Below are 24,706 nucleotides of genomic sequence, written 5' to 3' on the forward strand. Positions count from 1 at the left end.
CAATCATCTGCTTCTTAAAGAAACTGATATAGACCGCATACACGATCGGAATGATGAACACGAACACGAACACCACCGCAAAAGGCCACATGAACTTCCACCCACGCCAATCCGCCTTATGCTTGTTGATTCGGGCTTCGGGCGTATGCCGCCCCGCCCATTCGGGCAGAATGCCCACGTTCTGCGCAGACGCAGTTGTTGTGTGTACTGACATGATGAATAATGATTTCTTGCTGATTCAACGGAATCCATGCCTTATGGAAGGCCGCTGCCTTCAATCCCGGTCATCACATATTCGGTATCGGGAAAGCTTCAAACAATTACGGGCATGGAACAAGACATGACAAAGGCGGGGATACTTTGGGGAGCATCCCCGCCTTGGGATAATCGGCCTCGCCCGAAGGAGTAAACGACGTGGCCTCGGGTTATGGATTACTTGATGGTGACGGTGTAGCCCTGCTGCTCGCCCTGCTCGGCCAGCTTCTTGCCGTAGTTCTCGAGCGCCTGTTCCAGAGTGATTTCGCCCGTGTAGGCCTTGGAGACCTCGTCACCGTAAGCGGACTGGGCGAACGGGTTGTACGGCAGGTACTGGAACTTCTCAGTCGGGCGTTGTGCCGCCTCGGAGAGCACTTCGTTAACGTTCTGGCCGCCGAAGTAGTCGTTGGTCTTCTTGTTGGCTTCAGTGGTCGGATCGGTGAAGGAGTCAGAGGTGAGGATCTTCTTCAGGGACGGGAAGGTACCAGTGTCGGCCATGGTCTGTGCACCATCACCGTGGGTCATGTATTCGATGAACTTGTAGGCCGCGGCCTGGTTCTTGGACAGCTTGACCACGGCAAGCGCGGAACCACCGTCTTCAGCGGAAACTTCCTTACCTTCCTCCCACTGCGGCAGCTGGGCGACGCGCCAGTTGCCGGCCTGGTCGGGAGCACCGGTCATCAGGTTGATCGGCATCCAAGCGCCAATGGTCAGGGATGCGATGGTGCCGTCGTTGAGCTCGCGGTTCCAATCATCGGACCAGTTCGGGGTCTTGGTGTCCACGAGGTCTTCGTCGATGAGCTTCTGGACGAACTTGATGTAGCGCTGCATGCCTTCGTCCTTGGTCATGTTGATGGTGATCTTCTCGCCATCAACCTTCCAAGGCTGGGCTCCAGCCTGCCAGATCTGCGCGGTGAACGGCTGGTAGTCGCCGGACGTACCGGCCAGGTTGGTGATGTAGGAGCCGGTGGCGCGAATCTTCTTGGCTGCCTCGTAGTAGTCATCCCAGGTCTTGATGGATTCGCCGTCAACGCCAGCCTTATCGAACACGGCCTTGTTGTAGAAGAACATTTCCGGACCGGAATCAATCGGCAGTGCGTACGGCTTGTTGTTGTACTGAAGCTTGTTCCATGGACCGGCTGCGAAATCATCAGCGAGCTTGTCGGCACCGAATTCACTCAGGTCCACGAGGCCATCGGTGACGGCGAACTGGGTGACGGTCGGGTCTTCGAGCATCACCACATCCGGAGCGCCGTTGCCTGCGGCGATGGCGTTGGAAAGCGCAGTGGAGGTCTTCTCGGCAGTACCGGTGTTGTTGAACTTCACAGTGATGCCAGGGTTGGCCTTTTCGAACTTGGCGATGATGTCTTTCATCGAATTACCGGAATCCCAGCCCCAGAACACCAGTTCGGCCTTGTCGGCGTCACCTTTGTTGGCGCTGGCATCGCCGCTGCTATTGCCGCAAGCCGCAAGACCGACGAGCGTAGCTACGGCCGCGGTTGCCGCGATGACCTTCTGAGAGTTGCGCATGATGATTCTCCTCCTACCCCATTGTTCGGGATGTTTCTTTGGTACAACTGTGTACCAATACCTATGATGATACACCTGTGTACCAAAATGTCAAACTGCACGACACGCAACGATTTGCCTAGTATTAGGCAAACAGAATCAATCCATTGATGGGACTATCGGTATAGCGGCAGCACGCCACGACGCACGATCTCGGCAACCGTGGCTTCGTCAGTCAAGTTCTCGCCTAACAAGTTCGGCTTTCCCTTGCCATGCCAGTCCGATCCTCCCGTCACCAGCAGGCGGAATCGACGACACAGCCCCAGCAGCCGTTTGCGTTGCTCCGGCGGATTGCCGCGATGCCAAACTTCCAAACCGTCCAGCCCCTCATTTGCCAGCGCGGCGATCTGTTCATCGGACAGCAACCGGCGATTGCGGCTCAAATCCGCGGCATGCGCCACCAGAATCACGCCTCCGGCCTCCTTGACGGCAGCCACCACCTCATGCGTGGTAGGCGAAGGAGTTGGAATATAATACTTGGACGAGGAATTGACCGCATCGGAGAACGCTTCGGACCGGTTCCGGTACACGCCGGCGCTCACCAACGCATCGGCGATATGAGGCCGTCCAATCGTGGTCTTCCCACCCTCTTTGACTTGAGCCAGAACCGACTCCCAGGAAATCGGATAATCCCGGGACATCAATTCGACCATCCGCTGCGTACGCCGCAATCGAGCAGCTCGGGTCGAGGCGAATAAGTCGACGATATGAGGGCTTTCGGGATCATACTGGAACCCAAGCATGTGCACGGAAACGCCTTGATCCGTGGCGGTAATCTCCGTGCCACGCAGCAACGGCAATCCCACTTCACGAGCCCCTACCTCGGCATCCGACCAACCGGCCGTGGTGTCATGATCGGAAATGGCGACACCCTTCAGCCCCCGCACCTTGCACTGCTCAGCGAGCACGGCAGGCGTTTCCGTGCCATCGGAAAACACGGTGTGGCAGTGAATATCCCACCCGATTTGCGGTGGGGCCACAGGCATCTCATATCCAGTCATACGTTCCATCGTAACCTCATGTATGACGCGTCCGCGCCAATCACAACAAGACTTCAGCGTTGATACGTTCCTCTAGGAGCACAACATCATGCCGTACAATTCCCAAGTGTTGACCGCCTGGCCGCTATGTCAATATTCATCGGCAATGCATACCGATAATCCGGCGAGGGGCGCGGCTATGGTAGAGCACAGTCGAATGTAAGGGGAGTTCATGGCTCGCAACACCGAAAACGAACACGATATCAATGAGGCCGGAATCATCACCGCGACGACGCCACTCACGGGCTGGCGCCATAGTGCCACGTGGACATATCTCATCATGCTGATTGCCTCAGTGGTGGCACTTGGCACATCGTTCATTCTGTCTGCAGAGACCTTGCAGCTGGCCCGTCATCCCGATGCCCAGCTCGGTTGCGATGTGAACTCCGTGATCTCCTGTACCACCGTGGCGCAATCCTGGCAGGCGGAAATCGTGAAGTTCGGTGGGCTGAGCTACCCGAATGCATTCTTCGGTATCGCCGCGGAATCCGTATTCGTGACCATTGCGGTGATTGGTTTGGCTCGCGTGCGTGTGCCGCGCTGGTTCGCCGCATGCACCTGGTTCGGAGGCTTGGCTGCCCTCGCTTACTCGTATTGGCTGAGCACGCAGTCTTTGTTCGTGATTCATGCACTGTGCCCGTGGTGCTTGACGCTGATGTTCTCCACCACGATTCAGTTCATGGCGTTGAGCCATGCCACCGTAGCGGTACAGGCACTGCCGGGCAGCCGCAAGAACAGCGGCGAAGTACCGTCAGGACTCAACAAGTACTATCGACTCAACTTCGACCTGATGATTGACGTGCTGTGGATCGTGGCCATTGTGGCTCTGATTTTCGTGACTGAAGGCGCCGCATTATTTGCGGCATAATCACAGCATATATTCGATACGCATTCGATGATTATCGATGCAAAGCATTGGCTCCCCTCCTCATAGAGGGGAGCCAATGCTTTGCCGCTACAGCAGCGTGATATCGGCCACCAAGGTGGCGGCACCGGTGAGCTTCACATCCTTATCGGTCACATCCACGCGCAAGGTGCCGCCGCGCACGGTGATATCCCAATGATCGATGCCGGTCTTGGCGCGAAGCACGATACCAGTGGCGCAGAGGCCGGTACCGCACGACAGCGTCTCTCCACAACCGCGTTCATTTACACGCATCGTGGCCTCTCCTGAACCGGCAGCCTCATCGATATCGTCTACGCGCACGAATTCCACGTTCTGGTCGGATTCGATCTTCGGCGCCACCACCGGCTTGGTCACCAGATCAAGATCCTCGACCACCGGCAATGATGCGAACGCATCCTCAATCACCGCCACCACATGCGGATTGCCCATGTCAACGAACGTGCCGCGAGCGGACCCCTCAGTGCCGGGTATCGTCACCTCATAGGCATCAAGTTCGCCGATTTTCCATGCGCCCATCTCCACTTGGAACACGTCGGCGCCATACGGCTTCATATTGCCGCGCGGGGTCAAGATCTTCACACCGGCGCGTGTGCCCAAGCGGAACGGCTCAGTGGAATCCGCCACGCCTTCGCGCTGCGCGAACAAGGTAATGGCGCGAGTGCCGTTGCCGCACATCTCAGCCAAGGAACCATCCGCATTGCGGTAATCCATAAACCAGCGTGCACCGCCGGCAAGCATGGCCGCAATCTGATCGTCGTTCAAATCGGAGACGAAATCAGGACGGGTCAGACGAATCAGCCCATCGGCGCCAATGCCGAAATGACGGTCGCACAAAAACCGCACTTCATCCGCCGTGGGCTCATACTTGCCCGAACGGTCGAGATACACCACGAAATCATTGCCGGTGCCATGTGCTTTGGTTACTTGTTTCGGAAGGCTCATGCCTTGTAAGAGTACTCTAGTAATCGACACAACAACAGGGAGGAATCAGGCATGAGCTCAACAGCGCCCATCGGCGTGTTCGATTCTGGTCTTGGCGGCATTTCCGTAGCCCGGCAGATCGCCAAGGATATGCCGGCTGAGCATGTGTTGTATTTCGGCGATTCCGCCAACGCGCCCTATGGCACGAAAACGCCGGAGCAGGTCAAAGCACTGAGCTTCGCCATCGTGGAACGTTTCATGAAGCAAGGCGTCAAAGCAGTGGTGATTGCCTGCAATACCGCCACTTCCGCTGCCGTGAACGATCTACGCGAACAGTACGATATCCCAATCATCGGCATGGAGCCGGCGCTGAAAGTGGCATGCGACCGCGGGGACGTGCCTTCCGATCCGCATCATATTCCGCAACGGGTCATCGTCGCCGCCACCCCCTTGACCTTGCGCGAGCAGAAATTCGCGAAACTCATGGAGCGCTTCGACTCAGATAATGAGATTTACAAGGAGCCATGCCCTGATTTGGTGGAAATCGTGGAATCCGGCAGACTGGGCGATCATGATCTGGTGATGGACACACTGCACAGGTATTTCGATCAATACGACTTGAACCGCATTGATTCAGTGGTGCTGGGGTGCACGCACTTCGTGTTCTACCGCGATTACTTCCGTGAACTGCTACCGGAACGTGCGGCCATTATCGACGGCAATGAAGGTACTGTACGGCATCTGGGCGTGGTATTGGAGTCCTTGGGCAAATTAGCGCCAGAAGGTTCGGCTGGCAGCGTGGAACTTGCCAATTCCGATCCATCGGAGCGTATTGCCGCGCTCTCCCGCGAGCTACTGAACCGTTAGAACCCCACGATGGGGTGAATACTGTCTATTCCGTTGTCCAGCGAACGCGCGTAAGCTCGGCAACAGACTATTGGCTAAGAAGGGGTAATCCATGGCATACAAAACTGCAATGATCGATGTAGGCGGCGGATTCCGCGCGATTTTCGGCTGCGGCGTAATGGATCGCATGCTTGAAGACGGCATCGATGTGGATATGTGCTACGGCGTTTCGGCCGGTGCGGCCAATATGACCTCATTCATTGCCCGTCAGCACGGCCGCAACCATACGTTCTACACCAAGTACGCGTTCCGCAAGGAATACGCCAGCGCGGAAAGCTTCTTCAAGAACCATAATTTCGCCAATCTGGATTACATCTACGGCACATTGAGCAATCACGACGGCGAATATCCGGTTGATTTCGAGGCATTCGAGACCAATTCCACCGGCTTCACCGTGGTGGCTTGCAATGCCGAGGATGGTTCGGCGAAGTATTTCGATAAGTCGCGTATTCGTTTTGATGATTTCGATGTCGTTAAAGCCTCATCGGCTGTGCCGGTTGCCTGTGAACCGTATGTGGTGGATGGTGTGCCGTATTTCGATGGCGGCATTGCCGACCCGGTACCGGTACAGAAGGCTTTGGACGATGGATACGAACGTGTGATTCTTATTCTGTCCCGACTGCGCGATGAGGTGCGCCAGCAGCGCAAGGATCTTCCGCCGGCCCGCATTCTTGAACGCTCATATCCAGCTGCCGCAGAACGTCTACGCGAGCGCTATAAGACCTATAACGGCGAAATCGAACTCGCCAAGCGGTATGAGGAAGAGGGCAAGGTGCTGATTCTCGCCCCTGAAGATCTCTACGGTCTCAATACTCTGAAGAAGAACTTCGAAGGCCTGGAGATGATGTATCGCAAGGGATACGCGGCTGCTGAAGCCATTCCGGAGTTTCTCGGCAAATAGAAAATCCCTTCGCCTCCATGTATTCAAGCCGCTCACCCCGACTGCGACTGTAGGATATCCAACATTGACTGTAGGTTTTTGAACACTGACTGTAGGAAATCGAACGAATTACGTTCAAAAACCTACAGTCAGTGTCAAATATCCTACAGTCAGTGTTCAAAAACCTACAGTCAATGGGGACAATGCATGCGCCTTACAGACAGTATGACAGTAAGGCGCATGAAAAGGATAATCAGGCCGAAACGATGACCTGATGAAACGCCTACTTGGTTTCGGATGCAGTGAGCATGGCCTTGGTGACCTGCTCGTAGAGATCTTGATACCCTCCCGGCGTGGATGCCGGCAGCACGACGGTCTTGGCGTTGCTGGATTCGGACAGCGAACGCATCACATCGAGATACTGGTTGAACAGCACCACATTGTTCACGTCGTTGATGTTCATGCCCACGGCTTGCAAGCTCTTGATCTGGTCGACGATACCGTTGGCGATTTCACGACGGTAGTTGGCCTGACCTTCACCCTGCAAGCGGGTCTTCTCGGCTTCTGCGGCTGCCTGGGTCTCAATCTGGATACGCTGGGCTTCGGCACGCTGGCGGGTGGCCTCCTTCTCACGCTGGGCGGCGTTGATGGAATCCATCGCGTTCTTGACCTGCGGGCTCGGATCGATGGCGGTGATCAGGGTCTTGACTACGGTGAAACCGAAGCGGCTCATCTCGTTGCCCACGGTCTTCTGCACATCGGAGGCCACATCGTCCTTGCGGGCGAATGCGTCATCAAGGCTCAGGGCCGGGATGGCGGAACGGAGGGCATCCTCCATGTAACTCCTCAGCTGGCCGGCCGGGTCGCGCAACTCGTAGTAGGCAGTGGCCACATCGTTCGGGTTCACACGGAACTGCGTGGATGCCACCACGGTGACGAACACGTTATCCAACGTCTTGGTCTCCAACTGCACGTTCAATTGGTTCACGCGCATATTGGTCTTCATGGCGATGCGATCAACGAACGGGATACGCATATGAATGCCCGCAAATTGCACCTTCAAGAACTTGCCGAATCGTTCGATGATGTACGCCTGCTGCTGCGGAACCACGAAAATCGCGGCGAACAGCAGCAGAATAATAATGATCAACACAATCAGCAGCAACAGCATGGTTCCTCCCAACATGGCTGCAATGGTCATTGAAGCCCCCCTTTCCAAGGGCTAAGCACGGCATATCGTTGTGCCGTGACCCAACAGCTTCCATGCTACCAGTGTGGGGATTGGAATCGAAGGACCCGCAATCAAAGTCTTGCCGCGTTGCAGTTGTTTCATGCGCGTTCCGATAGGCGCGCCAACGCGTGCTGAGCCAGCGTGGCCAACAGATCCGCCCCATCGGCGATGGCATCGGTGTTGGCGAAAAACGTAGGTCCATGCATCGGGCGGTCGCCATTGCCCACACCAAGATGAATGAACGCACCAGGCGCTTTCTGCAGATAATATGAGAAATCCTCGCCACCGAGCGAAGGAACGGAAGGCTGAACATCAAATCCGATCGCTGCAGCGGTATCCGCCGCCAATCGCGCCCAGCTCGCATCGTTCACCACCGACGGCGAACCATATTCCCATGCGAAATCACCGCTTACGCCATAGGCCGCGCATACGCCCTGCACCAAAGCTTCGATTCGATCATGGATGATTGTGCGATCCTCTGGATATGCGGTGCGTGCCGTGCCCTGCAGGAACGCGGTGTCCGGCACCACATTCCAGGTGTTGCCCGCTTCGATATTCGTCACGGTCACTACGCGCGGATGCACCGGGTCCACATCCTGCCCGCTAATCGATTGAATGCCGTCAATCAAAGCGGCGGCCACGCGGATCGGATTGGCCCCGCCATTCGGGCGAGCCGCATGCGTGCCGCGACCATGCACGGTGATGCGGAATTTATCCACGGCACCACTGTCTGGTCCGGCGGAAATGAATGCGGTACCCGGCTCACCGGCATTGGTGTCATGGGTGCCGAAGAACGCCTCAACATCATCCAGCGCACCGGTATTGAGTACCGTTACCGCACCGGTAGGCGTCTCCTTGGTGGCGGCTACCTCCTCGGCCGGCTGGAATATGACCTTGACTTCCCCGGAGAAATCATGGCGGCGCTCGTGCAGCAGCAACGCCGCGCCCAATGCCACCGTCAGGTTGTAATCGTGTCCGCAACCGTGCAGATATCCCGGATTTACGGATGCATAAGGCAATCCTGTCGCTTCGTGAATCGGCAGTGCGTCGATATCCCCTCGTATCGCCACGATATGCCCGGCACCTTCATGGTCCGCTGCTTCGCCGGTAATACTCGCGATCAAGCCGGTGGTCAGCCCGGATGCAAGGATGGTGATGCCGTGCTCCTCAAGGATTTCGGCAATGCGCTTCGTGGTTTCGTGTTCCTGATAGCTCGGTTCCGGATGCTGGTGAAACCAGGTGTAATAGGTTTCCAGTTCCTGCTGCAATGCGGTATCGGCCATGATGCACTCCCCTTCTTCGACCATATGTCGGTAATCGATTATGCAAAAGGCTCCCCATAGGGGAGCCCATCACACGCTACTGATGAATTACATCCGCGAACTACTTGAGTTCGCCGAGTTCTTCGAGCTTGTGCTTGATGTCAAGCGCGGAAGGCTCCACCTGGAATGCTCCATCGGAGTACACGACGACCGGGATATGCTTCTGGCCGCTAATGGCCACGGCCTTATCCGCGGCACCTTCCTCGGTCTCGATGTCATGCCAGGTGAACGACGCACCGTACTCGTTCAGAGCGGCTTTGGCGCGGTGACAATCGCCGCACCAGCTTGCACCATAAACATCAATAGCCATACCGGTTTCTCCTTAACTCCTGTGATGGTCGTTGATTGATACGTTGAACGCCATATCGAACGTATCAGAAGTGTTCGTTGAGTTTCTTCTCGCAGTAGTCCTGCAGCCATCCAAGCACCGTGCAGAAGAGCAGGTAGATCAGGCCGACTTCGATGTACAGCGCCAACGGCTCATAGTAGATGGCCACAACACGCTGGGCGGACATGAACATCTCGACCACGGTGATGTTGGCGGCCAGGGACGTGTCCTTGACCAATGCGATGAACGAATTGAACAGTGCGGGGAACGCCGAACGGAACGATTGCGGCAGAATGATGCGGCGCATAATCGTCACATACGGCATGTTCGCGGCAAGACCGGCCTCCAGCTGGCCTTTCGGCACGGCTAGGATCGCACCACGCAGCGTTTCGGAAGCGTAGGCGCCCACATTGAGCGAGAATGCAATCACCGCGGAGGGCAAGGCCGGGATGGTGATGCCCACCGACGGCAGGCCGAAGAAGATGACGAACAGCTGCACCAGCAGCGGCGTGCCGCGGAACACCCATACATAGAACCATGCGATCTGCGAGGCGACGGGCACTTTGGCCACGCGGACCAGTGCCACGACGATCGCCAGCACCAAACCGATGGCGAAGGAAATCAACGTCAGCGGGATGGTCACGGTAATACCGGGAATCAGCAGTTTGGTAAAGGAATCTACAACGATTCCCCATACTCGTGCATCCATTGGGTCTTCCTTTGTTGTGGGCCTGAGACAACGGCGACTCCCCTCGCGATGAGGGGAGTCATATATGATTGCGGCCGATAGATCTCAGGCTATCGGCCCTGAGCGATCACTTCTGGGAGAAGTCCTCGCCGAAGTACTTCTCGGAGATCTTGGTCAGCGTGCCATCCTTCTGCAGCTTGGCGATGGCCTTGTTGACTTCCTTGACCAGATCGTCGCTGCCCTTGCGGAATGGCAGGTAGGCGGCCGGGGTCTTCTCGGACTTGGCTGCGATCTTGATGTCCGCGTCCGGCTTCTGCTTCAGGTAGTCGAGGGCGGCAAGACCGTCGTTCAGGGTCACGTCGGCACGGCCGGTGGTCAGTGCGTCGACGGCCTGCCCGAAGTCGTTGACCTGCACGATGGTGGCGCCCTTCTCCTGGGCGGTCTTGTTCCAGTTGGAGGTGCCGGTTTCGGCGGCATTGAGGCCCTTGACGTCGTCGAAGGACTTCACGCCCTTCGGGTTCTCCTTGGTGGTGATGACCACGCCGTAGGAGTAGGTGTATGGATCGGAGAAGTCGTACTTGGCCTTGCGCTCATCGGTGGCGGAGATCTGGTCGGCGACCGTATCGTACTTCTTGGCATCCACGCCGGCGAGCAGGGAATCGAAGCTGCCTTCGGCGAACTCGGCCTTGACGCCGACTTCCTTGGCGATGGCGGTGGCCACTTCAACATCGTAACCGGTCAGCTCGTTGGTCTTGGAATCATGGTAGCTGAACGGCGCATAGGTGCCTTCAGTTGCGAACACGATCTTGCCGGCCTTCTTGACCTGCTCCAGCGCGCTGGAGGAAGCAGCATCAGAGCTGGAACCAGCGGAGGAAGAACCGCAGGCAGCCAAAGAGAACAGCACGGCAACGCCGGACAGCAAGGCGACGGCCTTGCGGATTACATGATTCTTAGACATGACAAAATCCTCTCTCATAATTGTCATAGTGTGCACAACTGCATACGTATGGGTTTTATACCCTTTGCACATCAGGCTTGAGCCGCTGGAATCATCAGCACATTGTTGGTGGATGAAAGGAATTCCGCGGTTCGCTGCTCTTTCGGATGTTCGAAGATCTGCTTGGGATTACCCTGTTCAATCACATGACCGCCTTCGATGAATACCACTTGATCCGATGCCTCATAGGCGAACCGCATCTCATGGGTGACCATCAGCATGGTCATGCCTTCTTCGCCGAGCTGTTTGATGACTTCCAGCACGCCGTTGACCATCTCCGGATCCAATGCCGAAGTAGGTTCATCCAGCACCAGCAGTTCCGGGTTCAACGCCACGGCGCGGGCAATGCCCACACGCTGTTGCTGGCCACCGGACAATGTGCTTGGATACCGATCATGAAAATCAGCCAAACCCACGCGATCGAGCTGCTCGGCTGCGATCTTGCGGGCTTCCTCCGGTTTGATTCCTTTGGAATAGATCAGCGGCTCAGTCACATTCTGCAATGCGGTTTTGTTCAAAAACAGATTGTAATTCTGGAACACGAATCCTATTTTCGAACGAACTTTCCGGATTTCCGCCGACTTCGTGGTGGTCAGATCCACCGGTCCATCGCCGAAATCAACCGTGCCGGCATCCGCATGCTCAAGAAAATCGAGAATGCGCAGCAGCGTGGATTTGCCCGAGCCAGAGGGGCCAATGACGGTGACCACGCTTTTGCGCGGGATGTCAAGGTCAAGCCCGTCAAGCACCTTCGTGCCCGCAAAGCTTTTGCTCACTCCCCTGATCCGAATCATTGGCTTCCTCTCATACATACATCCGCAAGGCATAGTTGATCCCGCATATTCGCCTTACTATAGCCATGCCGATTTTTCCACGCTACGGCGTGGCTATATGCATTACCTATAGGCAGCTATTGGAGATCACAATGGCAATATCGTATCCCAGCCATGATTCCATCAGCTCACAGCGATACCCGTTGACAGCCATGCACCGCCCGCACTGGTAGACAATCGACTTGTAACCTGTTATCGGTTTTCCCGATTGCCACGCCCTACGCTTCCCGCCATTGCCGTGCTAGGTTCAAAATCGGTATGGGAGAGAGCCATCGGCTCGCACCCGCCAACGTAATCGATCGTATTCGTCGGTTTGGGGAGTCATAGCATGTCGCAGTATGTCCGCGTCGGCATCGAAGCATTGCAGGGCTTTCTTTCTGCTGTTTTCGAGCGCCGTGGCTTTAGCGCGCCGGATGCCGGCTTCATTGCCGAGACGCTGATCGACGCCGACCGGCGGGGCATCGCCTCCCATGGCATGCAACGCATGGCCATGTATGATCACAAACTGCGCCACGGCATGATCGACCCAGCCGCACAGGTCAGCGTAGTAAGCGATATCAAAGCATGCGCCGTGTTGGATGGGCATAGCGGCATGGGACAGCTGATCTCCCGCGACGCGATGAAACTGGCCATCACCAAGGCCCAGGAACATGGCATCGGCGTCGTCTCGGTGCGTGATTCCAATCATTTCGGCACCGCCGGCTATTGGGCGCGTATGGCCGCCAATCAGGGATTGATCGGCGTCGCCATGACCAACAGCAATCCGTTGACCGCGCCCACTCACGCCGGTCTGCCGGCATTGGGCAGCAATCCCATCGCCTTCGCCGTGGGGCAAGGAGACGATCAATTCGTCTATGATGCGGCAACCAGCACGGTGTCGTTAGGCAAAATCGAAGTGCTGGTGAAACTCGGCGAACCCATCGCCGGTGATTGGGCGGTGGATGAGCATGGTGCCGCCGAGCATGACAGTGCCCGCATGATGGGCAAAATCAGTGCCTCGCCACGTATTGGCGGCCTGACTCCACTCGGCGGATCCGGCGAGATGAACGCCGGCTATAAAGGCTATGGGCTCAACATGATTGTGGAAATCCTCACTGGCATACTCTCCGGAGGCGTGCTGTCCTGGGATATGAAAGGGCAGCATATCTGTCATTGCTTCGCCGCAATCGACTTGGAGGCGTTCGGCGGGGCCCAGTTGATTGGCGAGCGCGTCGCCGAATTATCCGCCCGACTACGCGCCCTGCCCTCAGTCGACGGACATCCCGTGCTGGTGGCCGGCGACAAGGAGCGAGAAGCAGCACAAAACAATGAGGATTCCATACCCGTTGATGCCGCGACGTTCCGCCAACTCATCACCATCGGCGAGCGCGCAAACGTCAGTGTTCCACAAACATGGCATAGCAATCAATACGAAGGTCCCGCACAGTAACCCATGAATCAGCAATCTGTACAACGCGATGCTCCGGCACGTCATCGCGACCCCAATCCGGTGAATCAGCATTTCGATCCACCCCAAGCCGTCATTCCGCAACTGGGCAATCTCACGGCCTCGGTGATTCGTGCGTTCGACCGTGAGGCCTCCTCCATTCCCGGTATTCTCAAGCTCACACTTGGCGAACCCGATTTCGACACCCCTCAGTTCATTACCGATGCGGCTGTGGCCAGTCTTGCCCGGCATCGCACGCATTATTCGCCGAATGCCGGCACGCCCGGTCTGCGGCAGACCATCGCCGACTATCTGCACCGCCGCCGCCATCTCAATTATTCGGCAGAAGACATCATCGTCACCGAAGGCGCGAGCGAGGCGCTAAGCAGCGCATTGACGGCACTGCTGGATCCGGATGCGGTCTTGGTGTATCCGACTCCCGCATTCGGCCTGTATGCCAGCATGGCGAAGCTTACTGGAGCCACCAGCATCCCGATCGACACCACAGACACCGATTTCGTGCTCACTCCAAGCGCTTTGGAACGCGCACTGCAATCAACGCAGGGGCGTAATACGGTATTGGTGCTTAATTCTCCGAACAATCCGACCGGCGTCACCTTCACCGCCGATCAATTGCAGGCGCTGGCTCAGGTTGTGCAACGGTATGACGTCACGGTATTGAGTGACGAGGTATATGCGGAAATCAGCTATGATGTGCGCCCGGCTCCTTCCATTGCGCAGTTTGCGCCTGATCGCACCATCGTGGTGGATAGCACATCGAAAAGCTATGCGATGACGGGCTGGCGTCTTGGTTTTCTTGCCGCCCCGCATGCGCTGGCCCTGCAGATAGGCAAGGTCCATCAAATCCATGTCTCCACGGCGGCGACGTTCACGATGGATGCAGCTCAGGTCGCCTACGAGCATGGGGACGAGTCCATCGGCCTTATGGTGGGGCAATACCGCGAGCGTCGCGATTATCTGGTGAACGCGCTTCGAGAGCTTGGTTTTTCGATGGCGCGCCCGTCCGGAGCGTTCTACGTGTATGTCAATGTGCCTGCCGAGTTTTCCGGTACTGGATATGACTATGCGCGGCTACTTGCGCAGCAGGCGCGCGTGGCAGGCATCCCCGGCGAGGCATTTGCCCCCGGATCCTCCCGCTATGTGCGATTCAGTTACGCGGCAAGCCTCGATACGTTGCATGAAGCCGTGCATCGAATCCGCGAGTTCATTGCATCCGGTCACCGCGCCGGCTAGCCCGTTCAACCAATCCCGTCAGTTCAACCCATACCCTGATAGCAAAGAAAGACCCCAGCATCATGACTTCCATCGCCTTGTACCACTGCATCGAGGAGGAGCAGCCGTTCGCCGAACAATGGGCGGCGGACCACGGCATTCATGTGGCATGCTTCCCGTTCGAACTGCATGAGGACACGCTCCACACCATTGAGGGGTTCGACGGCGTCTCCTACAAGCAGCGCAGCGCGCCAAGCAATCGCCCGGACTTCTACCAACGATTGAGCGCCTACGGCATCAAGCAGATCGCCCTGCGCTCGGCCGGCTATGACACCATCGATCTGATGGAAGCCGCGCGCAATAACATCCGCGTCACCAACGTGCCCTCCTACTCCCCTTCCGCGGTGGCTGAACTGACGTTATCGCATATCATGCGTCTGATTCGCCATGTGCCGCAGTTCGATGACCGCGCCAAGCGCCACGACTTCTCCGTATATGGTCTGATTTCGCGCGAAATCAGCGAGCTGACGATCGGCATCATCGGCGTGGGCCGCATCGGCTCCACCGTGGCGCGCATCTTCCACGCCTTGGGGGCCACGGTGCTGGGCAATGACATTGCCCCGAATCATGAGCTGGACGATATGCTTACCTGGGTGAGCAAGGATGAGCTGCTCGCCCGCGCGGATGTGGTGACGATGCACACCTATCTCGATGCCACCACCCGGCATCTGATGGATGCCCATCGCTTCGCGCAGATGAAGCCGACCGCTTACTTCGTCAACAACTCCCGCGGCGGCGTGGTCGATACCCCGGCGCTGATTGACGCGCTCAACAACCACGAGATCGCCGGGGCGGCCATCGATGTGCTCGAGGGCGAGGCGACACTGTTCGGCAACAAGCTGGATGCCGATGCCCCCATTGACAACCCCTATTACAACGCGCTTCACGCGATGGACAATGTGGTGATCACGCCGCATATCGCCTTCTTCACCGATATCGCGGTCAAGAACATGGTGTGGCAATCCCTGGATGATGCCCTTGCGCTCATCACCGGCGGCTCAAGCCCCCATGAAATTGCCCCGTATGACAATCAATCGCATAACAGTTGAATATTTGCGTCTTCATTGCCGTATGCGCTCTTCCTAGGAACGCATACGGCGGCAGGAATGAGAAAGGAACATCAACATGACCACTTGGCAAGACGAAGGCATTCGCATCCGCCGCATGGTGCCCGAGGATTATGAGGAGGCATATGCACTGTGGGAGCGCACGCCCGGCATGCATCTGCAATCGCTGAACAACACGTATGGCGGCATTGCGCTGCTGTTGACCAAGAACCCGAATTCCTGCTTCGTAGCGGTGGACGCCGACGGCAGGGTCGTTGCCACCGCGCTTGGCGCCACGGACGGCCGTAAAGGCTACCTCTACCATGTGGCGGTGGCTGAGCAGTGGCGCGGGCATGGCATCGGCACCACGCTGATCAACCGCATCTACGACGTGTTCAAGGCCGTCGGCATCGTCAAAATCGGCATTCTGGTGGTGGCCGACAATGTCGAGGGCCAGGAATTCTGGAAGAAGCAGGGCTGGAACACCCGTCCTGATGTGATCTACTTCGATCACAATCTCTGATTCTTTGTATGTTCGCGCACAATACGGAACCTGCGCGAACATACAAAGGCTTTGACAGGCTAAATTGTTCGTATGTTCGCGCACATGTCATCAGTTGCGCGAACATACGAACAATTCGCCACAGTTAAGGGGCTTTCGCCACTTCCGAAAGCCCCTTGCGACTACTTGCTGGCCACGATGGCCACGTAATTGCCTTTGGTATACCCCTCGATCGGGTCTTCAACGGCATCCTTCTGGTACGGAGGATTGGCAAGCACCGTCTGGAAGAACTTAAGGTCACGGTATCCGATACGTTCAAGCAACGCCGCATACCAACTGATGGTATGCCAGTTCGGCTTGTAGGCATGCGTATTGAGATTGAAGAACGTCGTGCCGGCCAGAAGATCATCGATATCATTGCGGTCGATGTCGTATTTCTGCGCCAGCTGCAGGATAATGCCCAGCGCGCTTTCCTCAGGCACATCCGTCAGTACCAGACGCCCGCCTTCCGCCAACACGTCACGATTGCGGGCGAAGGTCTCCTCGATCTCATCATCCGGGATGAAGCCGAAACTGGACCCGTTATAGACGATGGTGTCGTACGGCGCTCCCGCATAGTCGTAGTCCTGCGCGGTGCTTTGCGTGACATGAAGCCCTTTTCTTCGGGCTTCGGCGCCCAAAGCGGCCGAAGGCTCCACGGCTTCCGCCACTTCGATGCCATACCGTTCGCGCAGCAACGTCTCGAAAATGCCCGACCCGATACCGATGGACAGGATTTTGCCGGGGTCTTTCGTCGTCAACGCCCGGTGCAGCAGCCGCAAGCGGGATTCATAGATGTTGGGGCGCGCCTTCCACGTCTCGTCAAGAATCGCACCGTTGTCCTGATATCGGTCGATGTATGGTTCGCTCATCAGCGATCTCCTTATTCTTCGTTGCAGCAACCGGAGCCGCCGGAAGCCGCAGCGTCAGCGTCTTCAGTGGTGGTTGTGCCGGTCTGATTGGTGAGCTTATCCGTTACCGGGTCGGCAGCCTGATGGGCGCTGTGGTCAGCGTGGTCGGCATGATCGCTGACCGTGCTGGAAGTGCTGGATGATTGCGTTGCATCAGTGCTGGTCGTATTGCCGCAGGCGGCCAGCCCCACGGTCAGCAATGCCGCGCACAGCACGCCGAACGCCGCTTTGCTCCAAGAATTGATTGCCATAGTGTTCTTTCCCCTTCTCGTTATGATTCCCTGTGGTTATTTGACCGCGACGAGCGCCACGTAACTGCCTTCCTGATAACCCGGCACCACAGGTTCTACGCTCTCGTTCTGATAGATCAGATGTCTGCGCAACGTCTGCCAAGTGAGGAACCGCGAGAATCCACCATCTTCGAGCAATGCCTGGTAATCCTCGGTGGTCCGCCAGTATTCCTTGTGCGGCGTTTCGGCACTGTACCAACTGGCGCGCAATACCTGGGAGATATAGGATTCACCGTCGATTCGGAATGATGCCTGCACCGCCAGCCCCAATGCGCTGGCAGGCGGCACATCAAGCAGCGCCAGAACACCGCCAGGCTTCAATTGGCGATAATGCGCCTGGAATATATCCCGAAGATCATGCTCATTGATGAATCCGAAGGCGCTGCCGTTGTAGAAGATCGTATCTATCGATAATTCCTCGAACGGCACATCCTGAATCAATGCCTCAGTGACTTCAAAGCCACGTGCCCGAGCCTCGGCCGCCAGATTGGCCGAAGGTTCGATGATGCGATGCACAGTATAGCCATCGCGTCGCAACGCGTCTTCATATGAGCCGGTGCCTGCGCCCACGGACACCGTGTATCCGCTCTGCCGCGTGGCACCCAGAGTGATGGCTGTTTTCACAAGCGCGAGCTTCGAAGCGAAGATGTTCGCATGCTCGCGCTCGAAGTCATCGAAGTACTCGTGGCGGAACACATCGGTCATTTGACGTTCCTCAAAAGCTCGTCGACCTTGTCGGTACGCTCCCAAGTGAAATCGGCGTCATCGCGGCCGAAGTGACCGTAGGCGGCCGTCTTGCGATAGATCGGTCGGCGCAGGTCAAGCTCATCGATGATAGCCAGCTGACGGAAATCAAAGGTTGCAGCCACCGCGCGCTGGATCTTTTCACGATCGACGGTTTCAGTGCCGAAGGTCTCCACGTCGATGGTGATGGGCTTGGCCACACGGTTGAAGTAGCCGAGCTGCACCTGCGCACGGCGGGCGAGGCCGGCGGCGACGATGTTCTTGGCGGCCCAGCGTGCGGCGTAGGCGGCGGAACGGTCGGGCTTGCGCGGATCCTTGCCGGAGAATGCGCCGCCGCCGTGTCCGGCGATGCCGCCATAGGTGTCGACGATGATCTTGCGACCGGTCAGGCCGGCATCCGCCTTCGGGCCGCCATTGATGAACGCCGAACGGTTGATCACCACTTCGGCCTCGTTCGCGTCCACGTCCAATGTGGCGAGCACCGGCTCAAGCACTTCCTTGCGCACCTGTTCGCGCACGTCCTCCACGGCGATCTTGTCGGAGTGCTGAGTGGAGATCAGGATATGGCGTATGGCCTTGGGCGAAGTGATGTTGTCGTTCGCGTATTCCACGGAGACCAAGGTTTTGCCGTCTGGGCGCAGGAGCGGAATGATGCCATTTTTACGCACGTAGGCGAGACGTTCGGCAAGACGGCTGGCCGCGTAGATCGGCAACGGCAGCAGCGCCTTGGTATCGTCCGCGGCATACCCCACCATAAGGCCCTGGTCACCGCCGAACGTGTTGTAGGCTTCCTCCTTGCTAACCTGCTTATCGTCGCCGTAGTTGCCCCAGGCACCACCGTCGTTGCTGTCGAATTCACGCGGACGGATGTTGTTAATCACGCCGGCGCCTTCAGGATCCAAACCGCTTGCGGCGTCCGTATAGCCGATATCGGCGATGGCCTTGCGCACAATGGCCACATGATCGAGCGTGCGCGGCGCCGATACTTCGCCTTCCACGACGACCAGACCGTCTTTGGCGGAGGTTTCCACGGCCACGCGTGAATCCGGGTCGAGGGCGAGATAGGCGTCGAGGATCGAATCGGAGATGATGTCGCAGACCTTATCCGGGTGGCCTTCGGTCACGGATTCCGAGGTGAGTAGTCTGGTCATTGGCGGTTTCCCTTCTGTGGTTGATATTGGGTTGGTTGATGATTGGGTTGACGGTAGATATGGGTAATGCAGTGAAGGCTGCCGGCCGTTAGAACGTGGCGATGAACCGTTCCAACGCCTGTTCACCGAAGCGCAAGGCTTCGACCGGCACGCGCTCGTCGATGCCGTGGAACTGGGCGATATAGCTGAACCCCTGAGGCACTTTGAGCGGCATGAATCCGCAGGCCTCGGCATTCGGGCTGATCTGCTTCACCTCCTTGCTGTCGGTTCCACCGGATGATAGGAAAGGCAGCACTTCGGCCTCGGGATCGAGGGCATGCAGCACCGCCGCAATGCTGGTGAAGAGTTCGGAGTCGGGATCGGTCAGGTAACCGTTGCTGCGGTGAATCGGGCTCACGCTGATGTCGGGGCCCGCCAATGAGGCGAGCGTCTCGAAGAGGTGGTCTTCCTGGCCGGGCAGTGCGCGCCCATCCACCAAGGCGGTGGCTTTGGCGGGCACGATGTTCACTGTGCTGCCCGCATCGATTGAGCTAACGTTGAACGTGTTGCGCAAGGATGATGCCACCCATGGCGAGGTGGATCCCGCCGACTGGATGAGCCGTTGAATCGTCTGGGCATCATACCGCTGTGCGTCTGATGCCGCTGTGCGACTCTCTGTACGATCGACCACTGCGCTCAGTCCGTTAAGCAGCGCCCGTGTCACCGGGCTCAATTCCACCGGCCATGGATAGTGCGCGATGCGTACCGCCGCTTCAGCGACGCGCACCACCGCATTGTTGTGGTTGATTTGCGAGCCGTGCGATTGCGTACCGGAGGCTTCCAGCCTGAACCATTGCGTGCCTTTCTCCCCCACCTGCACGTAGTAGACGCGTCTGCCTTCCACGTAGTCGGAGAATCCGCCGGTTTCGCTGATCACATAGCCGATATCGGCGAACAGCTCAGGGTGGTGTTTGGTAACCCAGTCCGAGCCGATATGGCCACCGGCCTCCTCATCCGGCAACAGCACGAATCGAACATTGCGCCGCGGGCGGACGCCTCGCCTGGCCAGCGAACGAATCGCGGCAAGCGCCATGGCGACCATGTCCTTCATGTCCACCGCGCCACGTCCCCAGACGCATTCGATGCCGTCTGGGTCGGTTGCAATTGCACCGGACAATGGGTCCACGGACCAATCGGATGCATTGGCAGGCACGGTATCGAGATGGCCGTGCACGAGCAAGGTCGGCAGCGTCGGGTCGATGCCGGTGATTTCCGCTGCGAGAATCGCGCGGCCCGGCTCGCTCTCCTCAATGGTGGCATTGATACCGACTTCGCTCAGCTGCTCGCGCACCCAATCGGCTGCGGGACGCTCATTGCAGGTGCCATCGCCATTGTTGCGCGTATCAAAGCGAATCAGCCGTCGAAGAAAGGCAACAGCCTCATCGCCGGCAGCTTGAGCCTCGTTCGCGAGTGCGTCATGTGCGTTGGTAGTCAATGGAACCCCTCGATCTTTGCCAGCCACAAATAGTGGAATCCCCCGATTCGCAAAGCTTGCAATGTTGAATTGCTGGCAATCGTATGGATGTCGGCATGGCACGTCAACCGTCGAAAAAGCCGTGTTTCAGCCATTCGCGGTATAAGCCGAATATTGAGCCCGTTCGCATATGGCGGTTTTGCGCGTCTCAACGAGCCTGGTTCACCGACCGCTATAACGGGAACACTGAGACGGGTATAAGCAATGGATATAGAGGAGTTCGCCGGCCGGCTGCGACCATAATCCACACATTGACGAGACCATAAATTTTACCGATGAGTAGCCCGGAACGCCTGAATGCCGAAGCTGATAGATTGTGTGCCAAAGACCCCGGCCGGGGATGCCGGGGAACGTCGATTTCCATTGGTTATCGCCAATGAATCACTACCAAGAAGGGGTTTCATGTCTGACCATCAATTCGATACCTCACAAGTGCATGCCGGATTCGATCCCGGCGCCAACGCCGATTCGGTGACGCCTGTCATCTATTCGAATGCGGCATTCTGGCTTGAGAACTCACAACGAGGCCATGATGTGGCCAATGGTGATACTCCGGGATTCCTGTATTCGCGTGTGTCCAATCCCACCGTATCGTTCCTGGAGAAGCGCATCGCGGAACTGGATGGCGCCAAGGAAGCCGTTGCGGTCGCGTCCGGCATGGCGGCGATCACCTATGCCCTGCTTAATGCGGCGGAAGGCGGCGGCCGCATCATCGCCCCCTATGACGTATATGGCGGCACTTTCGATTCGCTGCGTACGCTGCTGCCCCAGTTCGGCGTGCATACGGATTTCGTGGAAGACATCAACGACCTTGACCACATCGCATCGTTGATCGGCGACCCGGACGGCAAGGGCGAGACCGACGTGAAGGCGATCTTCGCCGAATCGGTTTCCAACCCGACCACGGTGATCACCGATGTCGAGGCTCTGGCTGAGCTGGCCCATCGTCATGGCATTCCGCTGATCATCGATAACACGCTGCCTACCCCGTATCTCTATCGTCCATTGGAGCATGGCGCGGATATCGTCGTGTATTCCACCACCAAAGCCTTGAGCGGCCACGGCAATGCCATCGGCGGTGTGGTGACCTCCGGCGACTCCTTTGATTGGAGCAATGGCCGGTACCCGCAGTTCACCAAGCCTGAGTTCATCTTGGGCGAGGCGGCCGGCCGTAAACCACGCAGCTTTGTTGAGGCCGCCGGCCCGTTGGCGTTCATCCGCCGCCTGCGCTTGAAGTATCTGCGCCTGACCGGTGCCGTGCTTGGCCCGTTCGAGGCGTATCTGCAGCTTATCGGTTTGGAGACGCTGAGCGAGCGCGTATCCAAGGAGACATCCTCGGCTGGCAAGGTGGCCGCGTACCTGTCCAATCAGCCACATGTCACCGCCGTCAATTATTCCGGACTTCCCGGCAGCAAACAAGCCGATTTGGTGGCCAAGCACTACCCGCTGGGCATCGGCTCGGTACTGTCGTTTGAACTGGAAGGCGGGGCCGAGCAGACCGCCGCGTTCATCAATAGCGTGAAATTGTTCAGCTATTTGGCGAATATCGGCGATGCGCGTTCGTTGATTGTGGACCCGGTGAACACCACGCATCGTGAGTTCACCGAAGAGGCCCGCCGCATCAACGGCGTGGACGCCACCACTATTCGACTGTCCATTGGTCTGGAGAATCCGGACGATATCATCGCCGATCTGCAACAGGCGTTCGAAAAGGTGTACGACTGACATCCCACCTATCAGGCGCAAACACAAGGGGACGATCACAGCGATCGTCCCTTTCTTTATGAGCCAAGCATACCTTTCATTGTTCTCGATTGGTTTCCTCAGCCGGCATGCATACCTCTCCCAATCAAAAAACGGCTTCCCTCAATCGAGGGAAGCCGCATGAATAGGAGGAAAACTACGATGAATCAGTCGTGATTGTGCACGTTGAAGTGCAGCTTGGTCAGCAACTCCTTACGATAAGCGGTAAAGTCATCGGAGACGCGATCGCGATGTGCAAGGTCAATCGGCACGATTTCCTTGATGCGACCTGGGCGCGGGGTCATGATGACCACACGATTGCCCAAGTAGATTGCCTCATCCACATCGTGGGTCACCAGAATCATCGTCATGTGGTATTTCTCCCACAAATCCAACAGACGATCCTGCAAATCGGCACGCGTGAAGGAATCCAAAGCGCCCATCGGCTCGTCGAGCAGCAGCACTTCCGGATGATCGATCAACGCGCGGGCGATGGCCACGCGCTGCGCCATACCACCGGAAATCTGATGCGGATATGATTTTTCGAATCCGGCGAGTCCCACCTTATTGAGATATTCGCCGACTTCATCCTTATGTTCCTTGTATTTGCCCTGCGCCTTCAAACCGAAGGCAATGTTCTCCTCCACCGTCAGCCAAGGGAACAAACTGCCTTGTTGGAACACGTAGCCACGTTCAGGATTCGGCCCTTCTATCTCATGGCCTTTGAACGTCACTTCACCGCGCTGCGGCTTGTCCAATCCGGAAATCAGACGAAGCAACGTGGTTTTGCCACAACCGGAAGGCCCGATGATGGAGATGAGCTCGCCTTTGCGGATATCAAGGTTCACGTCGGACAACGCCTGGGTGACGCTGCCGTCATCAGCGACGAAATCACGCTCGATATGCTTGATGGAGATGATTAGCTCGTTGACGTTCCAATCCACGGAAGCGGAGGAAGTCTGCGTTTCGGTTGCCACTGCGGCGCTCATTTCACCAATCCCTTCTGCCAACGCAGCACACGGCCACGCACGATTTCAAGAAGTTTCATGATCAGGGAGAACAGCACAGCCATCACCACAATGGCCGCGAGAATCTCATTGTATGCGGACCAGGCTTTGGCCTGATCGATGTAGTAGCCGAGGCCACCGGGCTGTCCCATCATCTCGGAGATGACCAAGGTCAGGAAGGACAGGCTGTTGGCCATGCCGATGCCGGTGAAGATGCTGGGCATGGCGTGAGGGATGGCCACATGGAAGAGGATGTACGGGGTCTTCGCGCCCAACGTACGGGATGCTTCGACCAGCATCTTCGGTGTGCTCTGAATGCCCTGGGCAGTGAGGAACGCCACCGGGAACCAGGAGCAGATCAACAGCAGGAACACCGCGGCGATGAACGGGGTGGGCATCAGCGTCAAAGCGAACGGCATCCAGGCGACTGCCGGGATCACACCGGTGATCTTCAGCACCGGGAACACCCAGTAGTAGGCGCGGGCGAACCAGCCGATCAGCACGCCGGTCAGTACGCCCAACACCACGCCGGAAGCGAAACCGGCGGCGAACAGGCGTACGGAATAGAACGTGTTCAAGGCCACGTAGGCACCATCGGTGACGAACGGCTCCATCACCTGGGAAGGGCCGGGGAAGAACGGCTGCGGCAACACCTGCAGCTTGGTGCCGGTCACATCCCACAGCGCCAAGGCAAGACCTGCGACGAAACGGAACTGCGCACGGTACCGGAATCGTGCGGCATCCTTGGGATTGCGGCCGTCAACCACGCCGATCACCACATACAGCACGGTAAGTGCCGCCAGCAGGAACAGATACGCTTCCTGACCGTTCAACAGGAAAATCCAAATCTGCCCTTGCTTGAATTCAACTGGAGCCACCTGCGGGAACACCAGATTGATGATGGCCGCGATGACGAATCCCGCAGCGGAGAACGCCACGACAAGCGGATACGGTACCGCCCGCACCACGCGCTGCTCCTTGCGCTTTGCTTCAACACCCGAAGCCACTTCTTCAGCTGCAGCGGCAACTGACTTCAATGCGGATGCCGCCTGCTGCGCATCCCGCGCATCCAGTTTGACGGCTGAGGCCGGCGACTTGACTACGTCGGCTGTGATACTGCTCATTTTCGGGTTTCCTTCCGATAACGATTGATTATTGTTCCGC

24 protein-coding genes and 1 pseudogene are annotated in these 24,706 nt (G+C 57.5%); 8 read left to right on the forward strand and 17 right to left on the reverse strand.

The window, feature by feature from the left end; all coding sequences use genetic code 11:
- From F7D08_RS08730 to F7D08_RS08740, 3 genes and pseudogenes are all read right to left on the reverse strand, one after another.
- Positions 1-214, reverse strand: a pseudogene (locus tag F7D08_RS08730) (carbohydrate ABC transporter permease); the annotation flags it as partial.
- A gap of 218 nt (positions 215-432) precedes the next feature.
- Entirely contained in the window at positions 433-1,785 is a 1,353-nt protein-coding gene (locus F7D08_RS08735; protein ID WP_152210254.1) for an ABC transporter substrate-binding protein, read from the reverse strand.
- A gap of 155 nt (positions 1,786-1,940) precedes the next feature.
- Positions 1,941-2,834, reverse strand: coding sequence for a PHP domain-containing protein (locus F7D08_RS08740; protein WP_152210255.1), 894 nt, complete (start codon positions 2,832-2,834; stop codon positions 1,941-1,943).
- A 202-nt stretch (positions 2,835-3,036) separates the two neighbouring features.
- On the opposite strand from F7D08_RS08740, the gene F7D08_RS08745 reads away from it, so the two are divergent.
- The gene (locus F7D08_RS08745) at positions 3,037-3,732 is read left to right on the forward strand and encodes a vitamin K epoxide reductase family protein (RefSeq protein ID WP_152210256.1); all 696 of its coding nucleotides are present in this window, start codon (positions 3,037-3,039) and stop codon (positions 3,730-3,732) included.
- 87 nt (positions 3,733-3,819) lie between these two features.
- On the opposite strand, the gene dapF is transcribed toward F7D08_RS08745, so the two are convergent.
- A complete protein-coding gene (gene dapF, locus F7D08_RS08750; RefSeq protein ID WP_152210257.1) occupies positions 3,820-4,713 on the reverse strand; it encodes a diaminopimelate epimerase in 894 nt (297 codons plus the stop codon).
- Positions 4,714-4,764: 51 nt separating this feature from the next.
- Between dapF and murI the strand changes: the two genes are divergently transcribed.
- Both murI and F7D08_RS08760 read left to right on the forward strand, forming a co-directional pair.
- Complete coding sequence (gene murI / locus F7D08_RS08755; RefSeq protein WP_152210258.1) at positions 4,765-5,559, forward strand: glutamate racemase; 795 nt, start codon at positions 4,765-4,767, stop codon at positions 5,557-5,559.
- A 91-nt stretch (positions 5,560-5,650) separates the two neighbouring features.
- The gene (locus F7D08_RS08760) at positions 5,651-6,499 is read left to right on the forward strand and encodes a patatin family protein (RefSeq protein ID WP_193316276.1); all 849 of its coding nucleotides are present in this window, start codon (positions 5,651-5,653) and stop codon (positions 6,497-6,499) included.
- A 262-nt stretch (positions 6,500-6,761) separates the two neighbouring features.
- Here F7D08_RS08760 and F7D08_RS08765 read toward each other — a convergent pair whose 3' ends face one another.
- From F7D08_RS08765 to F7D08_RS08790, 6 genes are all read right to left on the reverse strand, one after another.
- Positions 6,762-7,649: an SPFH domain-containing protein gene (locus tag F7D08_RS08765; RefSeq protein ID WP_404979670.1), complete on the reverse strand. Its 888-nt coding sequence runs from the start codon at positions 7,647-7,649 to the stop codon at positions 6,762-6,764.
- 158 nt (positions 7,650-7,807) lie between these two features.
- Positions 7,808-8,992, reverse strand: a complete 1,185-nt coding sequence (locus tag F7D08_RS08770) for an amidohydrolase (protein ID WP_193316277.1) — start codon at positions 8,990-8,992, stop codon at positions 7,808-7,810.
- A 100-nt stretch (positions 8,993-9,092) separates the two neighbouring features.
- Positions 9,093-9,341, reverse strand: a complete 249-nt coding sequence (locus F7D08_RS08775; protein WP_152210261.1) for a mycoredoxin — start codon at positions 9,339-9,341, stop codon at positions 9,093-9,095.
- A 64-nt stretch (positions 9,342-9,405) separates the two neighbouring features.
- Entirely contained in the window at positions 9,406-10,068 is a 663-nt protein-coding gene (locus tag F7D08_RS08780; RefSeq protein ID WP_152210262.1) for an amino acid ABC transporter permease, read from the reverse strand.
- A 106-nt stretch (positions 10,069-10,174) separates the two neighbouring features.
- On the reverse strand, positions 10,175-11,005 hold the full coding sequence (locus tag F7D08_RS08785) for a transporter substrate-binding domain-containing protein (RefSeq protein WP_152210263.1): 831 nt from the start codon (positions 11,003-11,005) through the stop codon (positions 10,175-10,177).
- 71 nt (positions 11,006-11,076) lie between these two features.
- Entirely contained in the window at positions 11,077-11,838 is a 762-nt protein-coding gene (locus F7D08_RS08790) for an amino acid ABC transporter ATP-binding protein (RefSeq protein WP_152210264.1), read from the reverse strand.
- A gap of 367 nt (positions 11,839-12,205) precedes the next feature.
- Between F7D08_RS08790 and F7D08_RS08795 the strand changes: the two genes are divergently transcribed.
- The 4 genes from F7D08_RS08795 (at position 12,206) to F7D08_RS08810 (ending at position 16,165) form a co-directional block, all read left to right on the forward strand.
- Positions 12,206-13,306: an Ldh family oxidoreductase gene (locus F7D08_RS08795; RefSeq protein WP_152210265.1), complete on the forward strand. Its 1,101-nt coding sequence runs from the start codon at positions 12,206-12,208 to the stop codon at positions 13,304-13,306.
- Between the two features lie 3 nt (positions 13,307-13,309).
- Positions 13,310-14,557, forward strand: a complete 1,248-nt coding sequence (locus F7D08_RS08800; protein ID WP_152210266.1) for a pyridoxal phosphate-dependent aminotransferase — start codon at positions 13,310-13,312, stop codon at positions 14,555-14,557.
- Positions 14,558-14,619: 62 nt separating this feature from the next.
- The gene (locus tag F7D08_RS08805; RefSeq protein WP_152210267.1) at positions 14,620-15,645 is read left to right on the forward strand and encodes a D-2-hydroxyacid dehydrogenase; all 1,026 of its coding nucleotides are present in this window, start codon (positions 14,620-14,622) and stop codon (positions 15,643-15,645) included.
- 76 nt (positions 15,646-15,721) lie between these two features.
- Positions 15,722-16,165: a GNAT family N-acetyltransferase gene (locus tag F7D08_RS08810; RefSeq protein WP_152210268.1), complete on the forward strand. Its 444-nt coding sequence runs from the start codon at positions 15,722-15,724 to the stop codon at positions 16,163-16,165.
- A gap of 161 nt (positions 16,166-16,326) precedes the next feature.
- On the opposite strand, the gene F7D08_RS08815 is transcribed toward F7D08_RS08810, so the two are convergent.
- The 5 genes from F7D08_RS08815 to F7D08_RS08835 form a co-directional block, all read right to left on the reverse strand.
- On the reverse strand, positions 16,327-17,055 hold the full coding sequence (locus F7D08_RS08815) for a class I SAM-dependent methyltransferase (protein ID WP_152210269.1): 729 nt from the start codon (positions 17,053-17,055) through the stop codon (positions 16,327-16,329).
- Positions 17,056-17,066: 11 nt separating this feature from the next.
- The gene (locus F7D08_RS08820; RefSeq protein ID WP_152210270.1) at positions 17,067-17,345 is read right to left on the reverse strand and encodes a hypothetical protein; all 279 of its coding nucleotides are present in this window, start codon (positions 17,343-17,345) and stop codon (positions 17,067-17,069) included.
- Positions 17,346-17,381: 36 nt separating this feature from the next.
- A complete protein-coding gene (locus tag F7D08_RS08825; RefSeq protein WP_152210271.1) occupies positions 17,382-18,089 on the reverse strand; it encodes a class I SAM-dependent methyltransferase in 708 nt (235 codons plus the stop codon).
- Positions 18,086-19,279 carry a methionine adenosyltransferase gene (metK, locus tag F7D08_RS08830; RefSeq protein ID WP_152210272.1) on the reverse strand — a complete coding sequence of 398 codons (1,194 nt, stop codon included), beginning with the start codon at positions 19,277-19,279 and terminating at the stop codon, positions 18,086-18,088. Before metK ends, F7D08_RS08825 begins: the two co-directional genes overlap by 4 nt.
- An 88-nt stretch (positions 19,280-19,367) precedes the next feature.
- Complete coding sequence (locus F7D08_RS08835; RefSeq protein WP_193316278.1) at positions 19,368-20,753, reverse strand: M20/M25/M40 family metallo-hydrolase; 1,386 nt, start codon at positions 20,751-20,753, stop codon at positions 19,368-19,370.
- A gap of 441 nt (positions 20,754-21,194) precedes the next feature.
- On the opposite strand from F7D08_RS08835, the gene F7D08_RS08840 reads away from it, so the two are divergent.
- Positions 21,195-22,517, forward strand: coding sequence for an O-acetylhomoserine aminocarboxypropyltransferase/cysteine synthase family protein (locus F7D08_RS08840; RefSeq protein ID WP_152210274.1), 1,323 nt, complete (start codon positions 21,195-21,197; stop codon positions 22,515-22,517).
- Between the two features lie 185 nt (positions 22,518-22,702).
- Here F7D08_RS08840 and F7D08_RS08845 read toward each other — a convergent pair whose 3' ends face one another.
- Both F7D08_RS08845 and F7D08_RS08850 read right to left on the reverse strand, forming a co-directional pair.
- On the reverse strand, positions 22,703-23,524 hold the full coding sequence (locus tag F7D08_RS08845) for an ABC transporter ATP-binding protein (protein WP_152210275.1): 822 nt from the start codon (positions 23,522-23,524) through the stop codon (positions 22,703-22,705).
- Positions 23,521-24,666: an ABC transporter permease gene (locus F7D08_RS08850; protein WP_152210276.1), complete on the reverse strand. Its 1,146-nt coding sequence runs from the start codon at positions 24,664-24,666 to the stop codon at positions 23,521-23,523. Before F7D08_RS08850 ends, F7D08_RS08845 begins: the two co-directional genes overlap by 4 nt.
- Positions 24,667-24,706 lie beyond the last annotated feature (40 nt).

This window comes from Bifidobacterium cebidarum (assembly GCF_009193305.1).
GTDB lineage: Bacteria > Actinomycetota > Actinomycetes > Actinomycetales > Bifidobacteriaceae > Bifidobacterium > Bifidobacterium cebidarum.